At 65.5% G+C, this 16635-nt stretch carries 16 protein-coding genes and 1 tRNA gene; 3 read left to right on the top strand and 14 right to left on the bottom strand.

Annotated elements, in window-relative coordinates; translation table 11 throughout:
- Positions 1–52: 52 nt before the first annotated feature.
- On the bottom strand, positions 53–3454 hold the full coding sequence (locus tag ACVWY0_RS13985) for a pyruvate carboxylase (RefSeq protein WP_485837220.1): 3402 nt from the start codon (positions 3452–3454) through the stop codon (positions 53–55).
- 301 nt (positions 3455–3755) lie between these two features.
- On the opposite strand from ACVWY0_RS13985, the gene ACVWY0_RS13990 reads away from it, so the two are divergent.
- Entirely contained in the window at positions 3756–4577 is an 822-nt protein-coding gene (locus tag ACVWY0_RS13990; protein WP_058929402.1) for a ParA family protein, read from the top strand.
- 105 nt (positions 4578–4682) lie between these two features.
- Here ACVWY0_RS13990 and ACVWY0_RS13995 read toward each other — a convergent pair whose 3' ends face one another.
- The 5 genes from ACVWY0_RS13995 to gcvH all read right to left on the bottom strand — a co-directional run bounded on the left by ACVWY0_RS13995 (position 4683) and on the right by gcvH (position 7768).
- Entirely contained in the window at positions 4683–5279 is a 597-nt protein-coding gene (locus ACVWY0_RS13995; RefSeq protein WP_056342309.1) for a MerR family transcriptional regulator, read from the bottom strand.
- A 237-nt stretch (positions 5280–5516) separates the two neighbouring features.
- Positions 5517–6020 carry a bifunctional nuclease family protein gene (locus tag ACVWY0_RS14000; RefSeq protein ID WP_056342311.1) on the bottom strand — a complete coding sequence of 168 codons (504 nt, stop codon included), beginning with the start codon at positions 6018–6020 and terminating at the stop codon, positions 5517–5519.
- Complete coding sequence (gene ftsR, locus ACVWY0_RS14005; protein WP_056342316.1) at positions 6020–6736, bottom strand: transcriptional regulator FtsR; 717 nt, start codon at positions 6734–6736, stop codon at positions 6020–6022. Before ftsR ends, ACVWY0_RS14000 begins: the two co-directional genes overlap by 1 nt.
- 23 nt (positions 6737–6759) lie before the next feature.
- A complete protein-coding gene (locus ACVWY0_RS14010) occupies positions 6760–7236 on the bottom strand; it encodes an FHA domain-containing protein (RefSeq protein WP_485837221.1) in 477 nt (158 codons plus the stop codon).
- 145 nt (positions 7237–7381) lie between these two features.
- Positions 7382–7768, bottom strand: coding sequence for a glycine cleavage system protein GcvH (gene gcvH / locus ACVWY0_RS14015; RefSeq protein ID WP_056342321.1), 387 nt, complete (start codon positions 7766–7768; stop codon positions 7382–7384).
- A gap of 145 nt (positions 7769–7913) precedes the next feature.
- On the opposite strand from gcvH, the gene ACVWY0_RS14020 reads away from it, so the two are divergent.
- Together ACVWY0_RS14020 and ACVWY0_RS14025 are read left to right on the top strand one after the other, a co-directional pair.
- On the top strand, positions 7914–8504 hold the full coding sequence (locus ACVWY0_RS14020) for a hypothetical protein (protein WP_485837222.1): 591 nt from the start codon (positions 7914–7916) through the stop codon (positions 8502–8504).
- Between the two features lie 3 nt (positions 8505–8507).
- Complete coding sequence (locus tag ACVWY0_RS14025; protein ID WP_485837223.1) at positions 8508–9377, top strand: Fpg/Nei family DNA glycosylase; 870 nt, start codon at positions 8508–8510, stop codon at positions 9375–9377.
- A 78-nt stretch (positions 9378–9455) separates the two neighbouring features.
- On the opposite strand, the gene ACVWY0_RS14030 is transcribed toward ACVWY0_RS14025, so the two are convergent.
- From ACVWY0_RS14030 to ACVWY0_RS14065, 8 genes are all read right to left on the bottom strand, one after another.
- Positions 9456–9532 (bottom strand) — tRNA-Pro (locus ACVWY0_RS14030).
- Between the two features lie 147 nt (positions 9533–9679).
- A complete protein-coding gene (gene der / locus ACVWY0_RS14035) occupies positions 9680–11230 on the bottom strand; it encodes a ribosome biogenesis GTPase Der (RefSeq protein WP_485837224.1) in 1551 nt (516 codons plus the stop codon).
- 10 nt (positions 11231–11240) lie between these two features.
- Entirely contained in the window at positions 11241–11921 is a 681-nt protein-coding gene (locus tag ACVWY0_RS14040; protein WP_485837247.1) for a lysophospholipid acyltransferase family protein, read from the bottom strand.
- Positions 11922–11952: 31 nt separating this feature from the next.
- A complete protein-coding gene (cmk, locus tag ACVWY0_RS14045) occupies positions 11953–12666 on the bottom strand; it encodes a (d)CMP kinase (RefSeq protein WP_252600713.1) in 714 nt (237 codons plus the stop codon).
- Positions 12666–13775, bottom strand: coding sequence for a prephenate dehydrogenase (locus ACVWY0_RS14050; protein WP_485837225.1), 1110 nt, complete (start codon positions 13773–13775; stop codon positions 12666–12668). The genes cmk and ACVWY0_RS14050 overlap by 1 nt, the downstream gene beginning before the upstream one ends.
- A 3-nt stretch (positions 13776–13778) precedes the next feature.
- Positions 13779–15050, bottom strand: a complete 1272-nt coding sequence (locus tag ACVWY0_RS14055; protein ID WP_485837226.1) for a pseudouridine synthase — start codon at positions 15048–15050, stop codon at positions 13779–13781.
- A 110-nt stretch (positions 15051–15160) separates the two neighbouring features.
- The gene (gene scpB / locus ACVWY0_RS14060) at positions 15161–15784 is read right to left on the bottom strand and encodes an SMC-Scp complex subunit ScpB (protein WP_058932704.1); all 624 of its coding nucleotides are present in this window, start codon (positions 15782–15784) and stop codon (positions 15161–15163) included.
- A 35-nt stretch (positions 15785–15819) separates the two neighbouring features.
- Positions 15820–16632, bottom strand: coding sequence for a segregation and condensation protein A (locus ACVWY0_RS14065; protein WP_485837227.1), 813 nt, complete (start codon positions 16630–16632; stop codon positions 15820–15822).
- Between the last annotated feature and the right edge of the window lie 3 nt (positions 16633–16635).

Genomic DNA, 16635 nt, shown 5'->3' on the forward strand with positions numbered 1-16635 from the left:
GCGGAAGCAATCTTCCAAGCCGGGAGGGCCCTTCCTTTTGTGGTTGGACTGCTTAGCCCTGCTCCACGACCAGGAGGAGGTCGCCACCCTGGACCTGCTCCACCGCTGAAATGGCGAGCCGCGAGACTTTGCCTGCCACCGGCGTCGTAATGGAGGCTTCCATCTTCATCGCTTCGATGGTGGCCACCGTGTCACCGGCGTTGACCGTGTCGCCGGCCTTGACGGTCACGGTGACGGCGCCGGCGAACGGCGCGGCGACGTGGCCCGGCTGGGCCGGGTCTGCCTTCTCGGCGGCCTTGACGTTGCTCACCACGGAGCGGTCACGGACCACAACGGGGCGGGACTGGCCGTTCAGGGTGCACATGACCGTGCGCATGCCCTTTTCGTCGGGCTCGGAAACGGCTTCCAGCGAGGCGATCAGCCGGACACCCTTCTCCAGCTGGATCTCGTGCTCGGCGCCGCGCTGCAGGCCGTAGAGGTAGTCGCGGGTGTCGAGGACGGAAATGTTGCCGTAGGTCTCGACGCTCTTGAGGTAATCCTTGGTGGGGCCTTCGAAGAGCAGGCGGTTCAGCGTGCTCTGGCGGGTCTTGGAATCGCCCTGGAGCGCGGCGCTGTCCTCGGGGCTGAGGTCAACGTCGCGGACCTTGATGCTGCGGCCCTGGAGCGCCTTGGTGCGGAAGGGTTCCGGCCATCCTCCGGGCGGGTCACCGAGTTCGCCGGACAGGAAGCCGATGACGGAGTCCGGGATGTCGTAGTTCTGCGGGTTTTCGTTGAAGTCCGAGGGATCCGCGTTGAGGCCAACGAGGTGCAGTGCGAGGTCGCCCACCACCTTGGACGACGGCGTGACCTTCACCAGGCGGCCCAGGATCCGGTCCGCCGCGGTGTACATGTCCTCGATCGCCTCGAAGCGCTCCCCGAGACCCAGCGCCATGGCCTGCTGGCGCAGGTTTGACAGCTGGCCGCCCGGGATTTCGTGCTGGTAGACGCGGCCGGTGGGGCCTGGCAGGCCTGACTCGAACGGCGCGTAGACGCGGCGCACGGCTTCCCAGTACGGCTCAAGGGAGCTGACTGCCTCAAGGCTCAAGCCGGTGTCCCGAGGGGTGTGCGCCAGCGCCGCCACCAGGGCGGAGGCGGACGGCTGGCTGGTAGTCCCGGCCAGCGATGCGGAGGCAACGTCAACAGCGTCCACGCCGGCGTCAACTGCCGCCAGCAGGGTAGCCAGCTGGCCGCCTGCCGTGTCATGCGTGTGGAGGTGGACCGGGAGGTCGAAGCGTTCGCGCAGTGCGGCCACCAGTTTGGCGGCCGCTGCCGGGCGGAGCAGCCCGGCCATGTCCTTGATGGCCAGGATGTGCGCGCCGGCGTCCACAATCCGCTGGGCCAGTTCCAGGTAGTAGTCCAGCGTGTACAGCTTCTCGTCCGGGTTCAGCATGTCGCCGGTGTAGCACAGGGCTACTTCGGCCACTGCGGTGCCAGTGGCCCGGACGGCGCGGATGGCGGGGGCCATCTGGTTCACGTCGTTCAGGGCATCGAAGATGCGGAAAATGTCGATACCGGTGGCTGCGGCCTCGTTGACGAAAGCCACCGTCACCTCTTCCGGGTACGGCGTGTAGCCCACCGTGTTCCGGCCGCGCAGCAGCATCTGCAGGCAGACGTTGGGCAGCGCCTTCCGCAGGGCGGCCAGGCGGTCCCAGGGGTCCTCGCCGAGGAAGCGAAGGGCCACATCGTAGGTTGCGCCGCCCCAGGCCTCCACGGACAGGAGTTCCGGCAGGAGGGCTGTGACCGCGGGACCGGCGGCCACGAGGTCGCGGGTACGCACGCGGGTGGCCAGCAGGGACTGGTGGGCGTCGCGGAAGGTGGTGTCGGTGACGGCCACGGCGGTCTGCTCCCGCAGTGCCTTGGCGAAGCCTTCGGGGCCAAGCTCAAGGAGGCGCTGGCGCGATCCCGGCACCGCCTGCTGGTCCCCAACGGCCGGGAGTTTGGCGGCCGGATCCGAGTGCACTTTCAGCTCGCCGTTGGGCTTGTTGACCGTAACTTCGGCCAGCCACGTCAGGAGCTTGGTGCCGCGGTCGGCGGAGACCCGGGCCTTCAGCAACTGCGGACGCTCGTCGATGAAGTTCGTGGCGACGTTGCCGGCAATGAAGTCGGCGTCGTCGAGCACGGCCTGGAGGAAGGAAATGTTGGTGGACACACCACGGATGCGGAACTCCGCGAGGGCCCGGCGTGCGCGGGCCACGGCGGCCGGGTAGTCGCGGCCGCGGCAGCTCAGCTTCACCAGCAGGGAGTCGAAGTGCGGGCTGATTTCGGCACCCGAGTACACGGTGCCGCCGTCGAGCCTTACACCGGCGCCGCCGGCGGAGCGGTAGCCGGTGATCTTCCCGACGTCGGGCCGGAACCCGTTGGCCGGGTCCTCGGTGGTGATGCGGCACTGCAGCGCTGCGCCCTTAAGCTGGACCGTCTCCTGGGAGAGGCCGAGGTCCGCGAGGGTCTCGCCGGAAGCGATCCGAAGCTGTGCCTGCACCAGGTCAACGTCCGTCACTTCCTCCGTAACGGTGTGTTCGACCTGGATGCGGGGGTTCATTTCGATGAAGACATGCTGTCCGGCGCGTTCGCCAACGGTGTCCACCAGGAACTCCACGGTTCCGGCGTTGACGTAGTTCAGGGCCTTGGCGAACTTCACCGCGTCACGGTAAAGGGCCTGGCGGATGCCCTCGTCCAGGTTGGGCGCCGGGGCGATCTCAATGACCTTCTGGTGACGGCGCTGGATGGAGCAGTCACGTTCGAACAGGTGGATGACGTTGCCCTCAGCGTCGGCAAGGATCTGCACCTCGATGTGGCGCGGGCGGAGCACGGCCTGCTCCAGGAACATGGTGGGGTCACCGAATGCAGCATCGGCTTCGCGCATGGCGGCCTGCAGCGCCTCGGGAAGGGCTTCCCTCGTGTCGACGCGGCGCATGCCACGTCCGCCGCCGCCGGCGACGGCCTTGGCGAAGATGGGGAAACCGATCTCGTCGGCTGCAGCGATCAGCTCATCCATGTCCTTCGAGGGTTCACTCGATTTCAGGACCGGAACACCGGCCTCACGGGCAGCCTTCAGTGCTGCCACCTTGTTGCCGGCCAGCTCAAGCACCTCAGCCGGCGGGCCAACGAAGGTGATGCCCGCTTCCTGTGCAGCGCGGGCCAGGTCGGGGTTTTCCGAAAGGAAGCCGTAGCCGGGGTAGATGGCGTCGGCGCCGGACTCCTTGGCGACGCGGACCACCTCGGCAACATCCAGGTAGGCCCGGACGGGATGCCCCACTTCGCCGATCAGATATGCCTCATCGGCCTTCTGGCGGTGGATCGAGTTTCGGTCCTCATTGGGGAAGACAGCAACGGTCTTAGCGCCCAGCTCGTAGCTGGCACGGAAGGCCCTGATCGCGATTTCGCCGCGGTTGGCCACCAGAATCTTGGAAAACATAATTCTCCTGCATCATTGCGGGTGTATCGGTAAGTGGTCACAGTGTCTAAGACCCGCACTTAGAAATACAAATCATTGTGGCCACAGTCACAGAAGCTTCCGTCATGTCCCGCGTGCATCGACAGAGGCTGGCAGAACCGGCCACCCATACCATCGCCGTGCCATGCCGCGTCCCCATAAGACGGGATTCACCGGCGAAGCCACATATGATGAGTAAGGCGGCTCGAGCCGCCGGCTTCGGCAGTGCCGGAGCAAACATTACCCCCAACACGGCAGCCGGCGTTAGGTTTTGGTCTCACAAGTGCAAGTAGTCAGCATCAGCAGCCTCAAGGGCGGAGTCGGCAAGACGTCCGTCACCACAGGATTGGCGTCTGCGGCGCTTGCCGCGGGCATCCCCACACTGGTGGTGGACCTCGATCCCCATGCGGACGCGACCACTGCTCTGGGGGTCCAGGCCGGCGACCAGCTGGACATCGGCAGGATGCTCAAGAGCCCCCGCCGGGCCAAACTGGCAGACAATGTCGCGGGCAGCTCCTGGACGGCACGGGCGCATGCCAACGGATCCGGACCGGCCGTGCTGGACGTCGCCGTGGGTTCGGCGTACACCGGCATCTACGACCGCCCGGACCTTGGCCGTCGGGACCTCCGCAGGCTTTCCGCGGTCCTGGCTGGCGCCGACCGCTACGAGCTGGTCCTCATTGACTGCCCGCCGTCGCTGAACGGGCTGACCCGGATGGCCTGGTCCGCGAGTGACAAGGTGGCGCTCGTGGCCGAGCCGGGACTCTTCTCGGTGGCGGGAACGGAACGGACCATGCGCGCCATCCAGCTGTTCAAGCAGGAATTCGCGCCGAACCTATCCCCCGCAGGCATTGTGGCCAACCGCGTTCGCACCGGCTCCTCCGAACACACGTACCGGCTCGCGGAAATGGAATCGATGTTCGGTGACCTGCTGCTGAGCCCACGCATCCCCGAACAGGCGAACTGGCAGCAGATCCAGGGCGCGGCCCACCCGGTGCACCACTGGCCCGGCGAATCCGCGAAGACATCTGCTGCGTTGTTCGACGCCCTCCTTGTCAACCTCCTGGCGACCGGAAGCGGCCTGCGAAACCGAACCCAGCGTTAACCCTTTGGGTGCAGCCCCGCTGCAGCCAAAGGTTCCGCGGACAACAAGAAGAGGCCACCCCCGCCGGGGGTGGCCTCTTCTTGTTGGTGTTGCGCCAGCCTGTTGTCAGCCGATCTTGCGGGCAGCGCGCCGCTTGCTCAGCTCGTCGTCGGGAAAGGAGTGTTCGGCGGCGTGTTCGCTCGGCAGGGAAGCCAGGCTGCCCTCGACTTCGCGCCAGACCCTGCCCACGGCGATGCCGAAGACGCCTTGGCCGCCCTGGACAAGATCGATGACCTCGTCTGCGGAGGTGCATTCGTAGACGCTCGCGCCGTCGCTCATGAGCGTGATCTGTGCCAGATCCTCCACGCCGCGTTCGCGCAGGTGTTCGACTGCCGTGCGGATCTGCTGAAGGGAGACGCCGGTGTCCAGGAGCCGCTTGACTACCTTAAGTACGAGAATGTCCCGGAAGCCGTAGAGTCGCTGCGAGCCGGAGCCTGCGGCGCCGCGGACTGCGGGCTCAACCAGCCCGGTGCGTGCCCAGTAGTCCAGCTGGCGGTACGTGATGCCGGCCGCCTTGCAGGCCGTGGGGCCGCGGTAACCGGCGTCCTCGTCCAGGACGGGAAGATCTTCGGTAAACAGGAGGCCCTGGGCACCGCTCGCGGGCACAGCCACACCAGCCGTTGTGGGCTGCTTCAGCCCGCCTGCTTCGCCTTTGGGACTCACCTGGATCCTCCTTGTCATAAGCTCCCGGGGACCACTGCATCAGCCGGTGCACACATGAAGTTCATGCATGTAATTTCGCGGGGGTCGTACTTTTACAGTGTGACTTGCGCGGCTGCTGTAAGCAATGGGAGCTTGTACCTTCGACGTTAGGCCCGCTGCGCCCCAAGGTCAAAGATCTAGGCCGCTTGGCGCAGGCGTGTCGGAACTTTCAGGCTCAACTTTAACCTTAATGTGACCTCAGCCGTCGAAGTCTTCGGGCTCCACATCGTCCAGGAACTCACGGAAGCGCCGCAGTTCGCGCTCCTCGTCCACGGTGGGGCCCGGGTCAGTGTCCTCTCCCTCGTCATGCTCGGTAATACGGACTCCGGCTTCATCCATTACCGAGTCGGCACACCAGATGCGGCATTTGGCCCGCAACGCGATCGCGAGGGCGTCCGATGCCCGCGAGCTGACGGTGGTGCCGTTCTCGAACTGGAGCTGGCCATAAAAGATGTTGTCCTCAACCGCCACAATGTTGACGCTGACAACCGAATGGCCCAGGGACTCCACCACGTCCACCAGGAGGTCGTGGGTCATCGGGCGCGGAGGCACTACCCCTTGCTGGGCCAGGGCGATGGCACTTGCCTCTGGAGTCCCGATCCAGATGGGCACGTGACGTTCGCCGTGGATCTCGCGCAGCAGGACGAGCGGCTGGTTGGACGGCAGTTCGATACGAACGCCTACGATCTCCACTTCGATCATCAGATGTCCATACGTGAGATACGGTCCTGGACCAGTGCCCGGTGCAGGACCAGGCAGAGGTCGCTGATTTCGCGGGCCGCTTCCGCAGCCCGCGCCTGTGACGCGGAATCGCGCCGGGACGCGAGCGGCGCAACTGCGCGCTCCACGAGTCCGAATTCACGTTCCGCGGCGGCCTGGAACGGCCGCAGGTGGCGCGGCTCAAGGCCGTGGCTCTCCAGTTGCACGCAGGCACGGGCCACCTGGAGGGCGTGCTCGTCGAACTTGCCGTTGCTGTGGCTGATCAGCCCGAAGCTCAGCAGCGATTGGAGTAACGGAATGCTGGCGCCGGACTCGGTCCGCAGCTGTTCCTCGCTGAATTTCCGGCCGCGGTTCTGAAGCTCCACGGCCAATTCGTCCGAAACGATCCGCGGCGAAACCACGACGCCGGGCGGCAGGTTCTCGGGCCGCTCTCCCCTGTCGATCGCATCAAGGTAGTCCTTGATGACTTTCAGTGGAAGGTACTGGTCCCGCTGCAGCGCCAGCACAAAACGGAGACGTTCGACGTCACTGTCCGAGTACTGCCGGTATCCGGCCGGAGTACGGCGCGGATTAATCAGTCCCTTTTCCTCGAGGAACCTGATTTTCGACGCGGTCATACCCGGAAAGTCGCCGCTGAGTTGCGCGAGGACTTCCCCGATGTTCAAAACTTGGGGCCCCCGGCGTTCCGGTTGTGCCATTGCCACAGGCAAGTGTCCCGGGATCAGGCGCGGCCTGCTGCGCGGGCAGGGCTCAGGTAGAAGGTGAGTCGGAACTTGCCGATCTGGACTTCGTTCCCGGACTTTAGCTCAACACTGTCCACGCGGTCGTGGTTGACGTAAGTGCCGTTGAGGCTACCGGTATCCACCACTTCAAAGCTCCGCGCCGTGCGGCGGAACTCGACGTGGCGCCGCGAGACGGTGACGTCATCCAGGAAGATGTCGGCGTCAGGATGACGGCCGGCCGTGGTGTTGTCCGTGTCAAGCAGGAAGCGGGCACCCGCGTTCGGGCCGCTGTGGGCCACCAGAAGCGCGGAACCGGCCGGCAGCGCCTCCACGGATGAACGCTCGTCCGTGGACAGCTTGGGGGCGATGGTGGGCTCGTCGGAGACGGGGGTGAGATGGATCGAGGTGGTCTCCGAAGCCCGGGCCGCACCTGTGCCGTACTCGCCTTCGGCAGGGTCCTGTTCGTGGCCAACCATGGATTCCTCCTCTTTCGCTGCAGCTCTCACGCCTGCAATCAACTTTTGCCCTGACAGATCCGCCTCGCGGATCCGTTGCCGGGCCCCGATCCGGCCACTGACGTGCGAAGACGCCCGTTGGCCGGACCGGATGAACCCGTTAGCTTCAGCCTACCTGCTGTTCGTACTCGGATGCACTGAGCAAGGATTCCACAGCGTCCGCTTCTGCTAGCCGGATCTCGATCAGCCAGCCGTCGCCGTACGGATCGGAGTTGATCAACGCCGAATCAGTATCGAGGGATTCGTTGCGTGCCACGACTTCGCCGCTGACAGGAGCATAGATGTCGCTGACGCTCTTGGTGGATTCGACTTCGCCCACGACTTCGTTTGCGGTGACTTTGGTGCCTGCTTCCGGCATCTGGGCATAGACAACATCTCCGAGTGCGTCCTGCGCGAAGTCGGTGATGCCCACCCGGACCACGCCGTCGGCGCTCGGTGCGGATACCCACTCGTGCTCGGCGGTGTAGGACAGGTCTTCGGGAATGTTGCTCATCAGGGGCCTTTCATCGGGTCAATCACCAATGTCAACGGGGCCTGGGAAACAAGCCGCCGCTGAAAGTATAGGCACAACTCCACGGGCGTTCGAGGAGGATTCTGACATGATGAGACGCATGAGAACACACTCACAGGATTCCCCCGTGAAACAGGCGAACTGGGCTGCGCGGATCATCCTCGTTGCGGTGGCGCTGGTGGTCCTCGCTATTGCTTACTTTGCCTTTGCGGCCATCCTCCCGGTCTGGTGGGCGAATGTTATCCGCAACCAGGTCCAGGGCAATCTTGGGGCGGGCATCCTGGTGGGGATGTTTTACGGGTTCGTTTTCACGTTCGTCCCCCTCCTGGTGGCCTGGCAGGCCACGCGCAAATCCGTGAGCTGGCCCTGGAAGCTGACTATCCTCGTCGCCGCTGTGGCTCTCGCGTCCCCGAATCTGCTGACCGCCGGGATCATGTTCGGCAGCTCGCAGGCCGCCCATAACGGACAGCGGATCCTTGGCACCGAGGCAACCTGGTTCCCGCTGTGGACACAGATCTCAGCCATCGCAGCCGCCGTCATTTTTGTGGTTGGCGTGATCCTATGGAGGGTCTGGCGGCAGCGCGGCAAAAAGATGAAGGTGTTCAAGAAGGCAGATGCCGAGCGTTCCCTGGCTGCGAAGGCGGCCAAGGGCTCCGCCGCCAGCTCACCTGTCCCTGAGGCGCAGTCCGCAACCGACAGCCAGGCTGACCGCAGGTAAACCATGCCGGAGCTTCCCGAGGTTGCAGGCCTGGCCGGTTTCCTGGACGAGCGCCTGCGCGGAGCGGTGGTGCGGAAGGTCCAGACCGTTTCTTTTGCCGTGCTGAAGACAGCGGATCCGCCGTTCACAGCGCTGGAGAACTGCACCGTCGCCGGCGTGCGGCGGTTCGGAAAGTTTGTCAGCATTGACACCGACGGGCCGTCGTTTGTCTTCCACCTCGCCCGGGCGGGCTGGGTCCGCTTCACGGACTCCCCCACAGACACCCAGCTCCGGATGGGAAAGGGCCACATCGCCATGCGGCTGGCGTTCACCGGGCCGGACGGTGCCCATGGCATGGATCTCACCGAGGCGGGGACCAAAAAGAGCCTTGCCGTGTACGTGGTGCGCGACCCCCACGATGTGCCGGGCGTCGCGGCGCTCGGGCCGGACCCGTTCAGCACAGCGTTCGACGCCGACATGCTGGCGGATATTCTCGGCTCCACTTCCCAGCAGATCAAGGGCGTCCTACGGAGCCAGAGCGTGATCGCGGGGATAGGGAACGCCTACAGCGACGAGATCCTGCATGCTGCGAGGATCTCCCCCTTTGCCACCGCCAAGTCCTTGGACCGCGGCACGGTGCAGGTGCTTTATGACGCCATCCACAGCGTGCTCGGAACAGCCCTGGCCGAAGCCGAGGGCAAGCCACCAAGCGAGCTCAAGGACGTCAAACGCAGCCACATGCGGGTCCATGCCCGCACCGGCGAGGCTTGCCCGGTGTGTGGTGACACAGTCCGGGAGGTGTCCTTCGCGGATACTTCCTTGCAGTACTGTCCCACGTGCCAGACCAAGGGAAAGATCCTGGCGGACCGCAGGACATCGAAGTTCCTGAAATAGGCCAGGCCGCCAAACATCCGAAAAGGACGGCACAAAACAGAAGCGTCCCGGAGAAAATTCTCCGGGACGCTTCTGTTTTGGTCGGGCTGACAGGATTTGAACCTGCGACCCCTTGACCCCCAGTCAAGTGCGCTACCAAGCTGCGCTACAGCCCGTTAGTTCCGCCGTTCTCCGCTGCGTTTACTCCTGATGTTAGCCAGGATTTCAACTCAGCAGTCCGGCCGAACCACCTTGAAAAGCTTACACGATTCCGGAGGGTGCAAGTGACACTTTGCCGCCTGCACGCCCCCGGTGTGTCCTAATTAACGCTTCTTGCCGCGCTTTTCGCGGACGCGCATGTTGACCTCGATGGGCGTGCCCTCAAAACCGAACGTTTCGCGGAGCCTGCGGGTGATGAAGCGGCGGTAGCCCGGGTCCAGGAATCCGGTGGTGAACAGCACAAACTTCGGCGGCCGGCTGGACGCCTGCGTGCCGTACAGGATGCGCGGCTGCTTTCCGCCGCGGACCGGGTGCGGGTGCGCCGCCACAAGCTCGCCGAGGAAGGCGTTGAGCTTACCGGTGGGGATGCGCCTGTCCCAGTTCTCCAGGGCCAGGTCCAGGGCGGGAACCAGGCGGTCCTTGTGCCAGCCCGTCAGCGCGGAGATGTTGACCCGCGGCGCCCAGGCCACGTGGGCCAGGTCCTGCTCGATTTCGCGCTCCAGGTAGGTGCGGCGTTCGTCGTCGAGCAGGTCCCACTTGTTGAAGGCCAGCACCAGGGCGCGGCCCGACTCGATGGCCAGCTGCAGGATGCGGACGTCCTGCTCGCTGAGGACCTCATCCACAGCGAGAAGAACGACGGCGACCTCCGCCTTTTCGAGCGCGGCCTGCGTCCGGAGGGAGGCGTAGTAGTCGGCGCCCTGCGCCATGTGCTGGCGGCGGCGGATGCCTGCCGTGTCCACAAAGCGCCACGTGCGGTCGCCGAGTTCAATGAACTCATCCACCGGATCACGCGTGGTGCCGGCGGTGTTGTCCACTACTACACGCTCAGACCCTGCCAGCTTGTTCAGCAGTGATGACTTGCCCACGTTCGGGCGGCCGATCAGTGCGATGCGGCGCGGGCCGCCCGAGCGTTCCATGCCTTCAATCGTGGAGAACTCCGGCAGGGTGTCCATCACGTGGTCCAGGAGGTCGGCAACGCCGCGTCCGTGCAGGGCGGAGACGGGGTAAGGCTCACCGAAGCCGAGGCCCCACAGGCTGGCGGAGTCCGCCTCCTGGGCGAAGTCGTCCACCTTGTTGGCCACCATGATGACCGGCTTCTTGCTGCGGCGGAGCATCTTCATGACGCCCTCGTCCGTTGCGGTAGCGCCCACCGCGGAGTCGACGACGAAGAGCACGGCGTCAGCCAGTTCCACGGCCATTTCGGCCTGTTCAGCCACGCGGGCGTGGATGCCGCGGGCATCGTGCTCCCAGCCGCCGGTGTCCACCACGGTGAAGTTGCGCCCGTTCCAGTGTGCCGAGTACATCACGCGGTCCCGCGTCACGCCGGGAGTATCCTCGACCACGGCTTCGCGGCGGCCCAGGATACGGTTCACCAGCGTGGATTTGCCCACGTTGGGACGGCCGATGATGGCAAGCACGGGATCGAGCTTGACCGGACCGTCGAAGTCCTCGTCATCGTAGTTCCCGCTCAGCAGGGCGGCGTCTTCCTCGTCGAGCTCGTAGTCGTCCAAGCCGGCGCGGAGCGACGCGGCACGCATCTCCGCTTCGTCGTCGTCGATGGCGGCCAGCCGCTCGGCCACCTGGTCCGTGCCGGTGGGCGTGTATTCATCTTCGCCGGCGCCGGAGTGGCTGGAGGTTTGAGTCGTATCGCTCATTGCACTTTCCTTAGTGGTCATCTGCCGGCGTCCCGGCTACTGCTGTGAAGTTCATGCGGAAATCCGCGTGGGGCAAAGGCTGCCCACTGTGTTGGATGGTCTCCTGGACGTGCCCCGCAAGCGCAGCGCGGATTTCCATTCCCGCCCTGTCCATTGAAGCACGGCCCGTTTCGCCGGGGTTGCGGCTGAGGGTCAGTGCGTTGCCGAAGCTGACGTGGAACCGCTGCCCCGGCCTGGGTACCGTGTCGAGGTGTTCGTTGCCCGTCCGGGTGCCGAGGATCGCCACGGGAACCACGGGGGCGCCCGAGTTCAGCGCCAGCCAGGCCACCCCGTTGTTGATGTCTGTTGCCTGGCCGCTCCCCCGAGTTCCTTCCGGAAGAATCCCGATGCAGCGGCCGGCGTCGAGCATGTTCTTGCCCAGCAGCAGCGCAGCCCGGTCCCCGGAGCGGTCAACAGGCAGCTGGCCGGAGGCCCGAAGGACCCGACCCAGCAAGCCCTTGAACATCTCCTTCTTGACCAGGATGTGCATGGGACGCGGCGACGCGCCGAACATCACCGGCCCGTCCAGGAAACTGATGTGGTTGCCGGCAAAAATCACCGGCCCGCCTGTAGGCACGTTGTCCCGGCCAGTGACGGACGTCCGGTACACCACGTGGTCCAGGAGCCAGCCGACGGGCCGGCTCCAGGTCATGGTCAGGCCGGAGGGAAGCCGCACGCCGCGGTCAGTCACGGTTAAGCACCTTCGTCACGATCACGAGCGCCGCGTCCACGGTCTCGGCGAAGTCCAGATCGGAAGAATCCAGGGTGACAACACCGTCGGCAGCCTGGGTGAAGTTCACCACCGTGGAATCCTTGGCGTCACGGTGGGTGACCTGGGCGGCGAGCTGCTCCGCATTCTGCGTGCCGCCCAGCTGGATGCCGCGGCGGCGAAGCCGGGCCTCCTCACTGGCGGTCAGCAGCATGCGGACTTCCGCGCCCGGGGCCACGACGGTAGTGATGTCCCGGCCCTCCACCACGATGCGGCGGTGGTGCTTTTCAATAAGCTCACGCTGCCGGCGGATCAGTTCGGTCCGGGCACCCAGGGTGGTGGCCACCGCACTGACCGCCGACGAAATTGCCGGTTCCCGGATGGCGTCCGTGACGTCGGCGCCGTTCACGCGGACGTATTCCTCCCGCGGCGTGGTGCTCAGTTCCAGGACCAGGTCCCGGGAAGCCTGCTCCACGGCGGCGGCGTCACTGAGATCAATTCCGCTGGTGACGCAGAACCAGGTCAGGGCCCGGTACATGGCGCCGGTGTCCAGGTAGGCAAGGTGCAGCCGGCGGGCCACTTCCTTGCTCACGCTGGACTTGCCGGAGCCTGACGGCCCGTCGATGGCAACCACCAGGGGCCTGCCGACGCGCAAGGCCGGAAGGGTGTCAAGAAGTTCTTGTGTCATTACTGCAATACCCGCCATCCGCGGTCGTTGAGTGCTTCGATCAGATGGTCATGCTTGTTCGGCAGCACGGACAGTTCCACCATGCCCACGTTCTGGCCCGAGGAATGGTCCAGCCGAAGGTCCTCCACGTTCACGCCGATCTCACCGATTTCGGTGAGGAGCTGCGCGATCTGTCCCGGCCGGTCATCCACGAGGACCGTCAGCCAGGAGTAGGCCTGCGGCGGGCCACCATGCTTGCCCGGAATACGGGCCTGCCCGGCATTGCCTTCGCTGATCAGCTGGGCCAGGTCAAGCCTGGCGCCCGGCGCAAGCGGTTCCTCCAGCGTGCCGATGAGCCGGTTCAGGTCCTCGCGGACTCCGTAAAGGATCTCCACGACCTTCCCTGCGTTGCCCCCCAGGATCTGGACCCACAGCGTGGGATCGCTGGCGGCGATCCGCGTGACGTCCCGCAGGCCGTTGCCGGCGAGGGACAGCGCGTGAAGCGGCGTCCCCTGCAGCCGGCTGGCCAGCAGGGAGGACATGATCTGGGGCAGGTGCGATACCAAGGCCACGGCTTCGTCGTGTTCGTCGGCAGTGAACTGGGAAACCACAGCTCCCAGGTCCGTGGCCAAGGAGCGCGCAGTCTGCACGGCAGCCGCGGATGACTCCGGGCCCGGACAAACCACCCACGGCATCGACGTGAAGAGCTCGCCGCGGGCCGCAACCGGCCCGGACTTTTCGCGCCCTGCCATCGGATGGGTGCCCACATAGCGGGTGAGGTCCGCGCCGCGCCCGCCCAACTCCGCCAGGATGGCGGCCTTGACGCTGGCGATGTCAACCACCACGGAATCCGGGTAGTCGGCAAGGGCGCGGGCCACGACGTCGGCGGTCACGTCCGGCGGTGCTGCCACCACCACAAGCTCCGGCGCCTCGTCCCCGAGCTGGTCCAGGGGCTGGCCGGCACCGATGTCGACGGCCACCGCCTGGTTGGTCGGCGACGGGTCAGACAGGAACACGGGCACGCCGCGCCCACGCAGGCCCAGCCCGATGCTGGCACCGAGCAGGCCGGTGCCAATCACGACGACCGGCCCGCTGAGGTGCCCCCGCCCGTGGGAGCGAAATGCGGACATGCCTCAGAGTCCTACGGATGCCAGCAGGTGGCCGACTTCCTGCTTGCCAAGGTTGCGGATGCTGCCCTGGCGCTGGTCGCCCAGGCCAATGGGACCCACCTTGACGCGTACCAGGCGCAGGACCGGGAACCCGACGGCGTCGAACAGGCGACGGACAATCCGGTTCTTGCCCGAGTGCAGGATCACTTCGATCAGCACGTGGCCCGGAGTGGAGTCCACCAGCTTGAAGGAGTCAACCGAGGCAAAGCCATCCTCGAGTTCCACACCTTCCCGGAGCTGGGCGCCGACTCCCTGCGGGAACGGGCCGCGGACCTGGACCAGGTAGGTCTTGGGGACCTCGTAGGACGGGTGGGTCAGCCGGTTGGCCAGTTCGCCGTCGTTCGTCAGCAGCAGCAGGCCTTCGGTGGCGACGTCCAGCCGGCCCACGTGGAACAGGCGTTCGCCCTGGTGGGTCTTCCGCACAAAATCGCTGATGCAGGGACGGCCATCGGGGTCCTCCATGGTGGACACCACGCCCTTGGGCTTGTTGAAGACCATGTACACGAGGTTTTCATCCAGCTGGATGCGCAAGCCATCAACGTGGATGACTGCCGTCTTGGGGTCCACGCGGACACCAAGCTCAGTGACAACCTGGCCGTCGACCTCTACCCGGCCTTCGGCGATCATCTCTTCGCAGACGCGGCGCGAAGCCACGCCGGCCTGGGCCATGACCTTCTGCAGGCGGGTGCCGTCGGCGTCGTGCATTTCCGACTGCGGAACGTCACCGCGGGGTCCACGCTTGCGGGCAGGCTTCCGCACGGGGCCAAGGTTCTGGCCAAACCGTTCGCTGCCGAAGGCGCGTGACGCCGCCGCCCCGGGCCTGCCGGTGCGCGGCTTGGGCTTGAGTGCGCCCGGGGTGCCGGGAGCCTTGTTGGCGCCCGGCTTGCGGGCAGCAGGCTTGCGCGCCGATGTGCTGCCGGCCGGCTTCCAGTCGGAGGCACCGCGGCCGGCCGGTGACGACGCCGGGGCGTCGCCGGGATCCACAAATGGCTCCTCACGAGGCCTCGGGGCCTTGTACGGCCGGTCGCCGCCGCCGAATCCGGCGTTGCGCTTGCCTGCGCCGGCGCGGAATCCGCCGCCCGCCGCGCTGGGGCGGCCGCTGCCGCCCTGTGCAGGGTTCCGGCTTGCGCCGCCCTGCGCCGGATTACGGCTGGCGCCGCCCTGTCCGGCATTGCGTTCTGAACTGTTGCGTCCCGAACTGTTACGTGGTGAACCCTGGCGTCCCGCCTGTGTCATGACCCGTCCTTCGTTATTTGGCCCGCCGGTTGTCCAAGAACAACCCTAGCCAGCCATGCAGAAATTATCTGCCCTTATGAATATTCGTGTGCGCACGCGGGATTTCCCGCCTACATTCTGTCGGCGTCGTAGAACTCCGCGATGCCCTCAAGCCCCGGAAGATGGGGTGAGAGCTGAGGCAGTTCCGCTGCGGAGCCGATTCCCATCCGTTCCAGGAAATACGACGTGGTCCGGTAGAGGATGGCTCCCGACTCAGGATCGTGTCCCGAATCTTCGATCAGCCCGCGCTGGGTCAATGTCCGTACGACAGAATCGACATTGACTCCTCGAATTGCAGACACCCGGGCCCTGGAGACAGGCTGGCGGTACGCGATGACAGCCAGTGTTTCCAAGGCCGCCTGCGTGAGCCTGGCCGTCTGACCCTCAAGCACAAACCGTCCGACGATCTCGGCGAAGTCTGCGCGGGAGTAGATCCGCCAGCCACCGGCGATGTTCCGCAATTCAAAACCCCGGGGGCTGGCGCTGAAACCAGCATCGCTGGCACGGTCCATGTCCGGGGCTTTAACAGTATAGCCGCTATACTCCCGTTGCAGTTCCGCCAGTAACTGCTCAACGACGGCGACGGTCAGGTTAAGCCCGGCGGCCAGCTCAGTAGCGCTGGCCGGTTGGTCCAGGACCATCAGGACCGCCTCAAGGGCAGCCTTGGCACCGCCGGGAAGATCCCGGACGTCCATGCCTGACTCCGCCCCAGTCTCCGGAAGTTCTTGGCTCACGACAGTTCCTCGTATTCTTCGCTTAGGTTTTCTGTTGACCAGTCCCGGCCATCCACCGTCCAGCGCACGGTGAGATCCCCCAGGGGCGACACCTGGTCGAAGGAGACTGCCCTGTCCCGGAACATCTCCAGCAATGCCAGGAACCTGGCCACCACCACGAGGGTGGAATCGGCGTCGGCGATCAACGCACGGAACGACAGCGGCTTCCCCAACTGGAGCCGGAGACCCAGGATCTCGGCCTGTTCCTTCACGCTGACGGCACTGCCATGCAAGTGGGCAAGGCCCACCTCGGTGGGCCGCGGCGTCTTGGCCTTCAGGGCGGACTCGGCCAGGCGGGCGAACTGGTCCGGTGTGTGCTTCCACACCAATTCCGGGAGCATGGCGGCGAAGTGCTCCTCCAAGCCAACCTGACGCGGAAACCGGCTGGCTTCCTGTTCCAGGGTTCCGGCCATCAGGGCTGCCACCTGTTTGAACGCCTTGTATTGGAGCAGCCTCGCAAAAAGGAGGTCCCGCGCTTCCAGCAGGGCGATGTCCTCGTCATCCTCGACTTCACCGGCGGGCAGGAGCCTTGCCGCCTTGAGATCCAGGAGGGTGGCGGCGATGACCAGGAATTCGCTGGCTTCATCCAGCGCCCATTCCTCGCCGAGCTTCTGGAGCTTCCTGATGTACTTTATGAACTCATCAGTGACGGTGGCAATGGCCACCTCGGTGATGTCCAGCTGGTGCTTGGCGATCAGGCCCAGCAGGAGGTCGAACGGGCCGGTGAAGTTGGCAAGCCGCACCTCAAAGCCGGGTTTGGACTCGGCCACGGC

This window comes from Arthrobacter sp. UYNi723, from assembly GCF_054057635.1.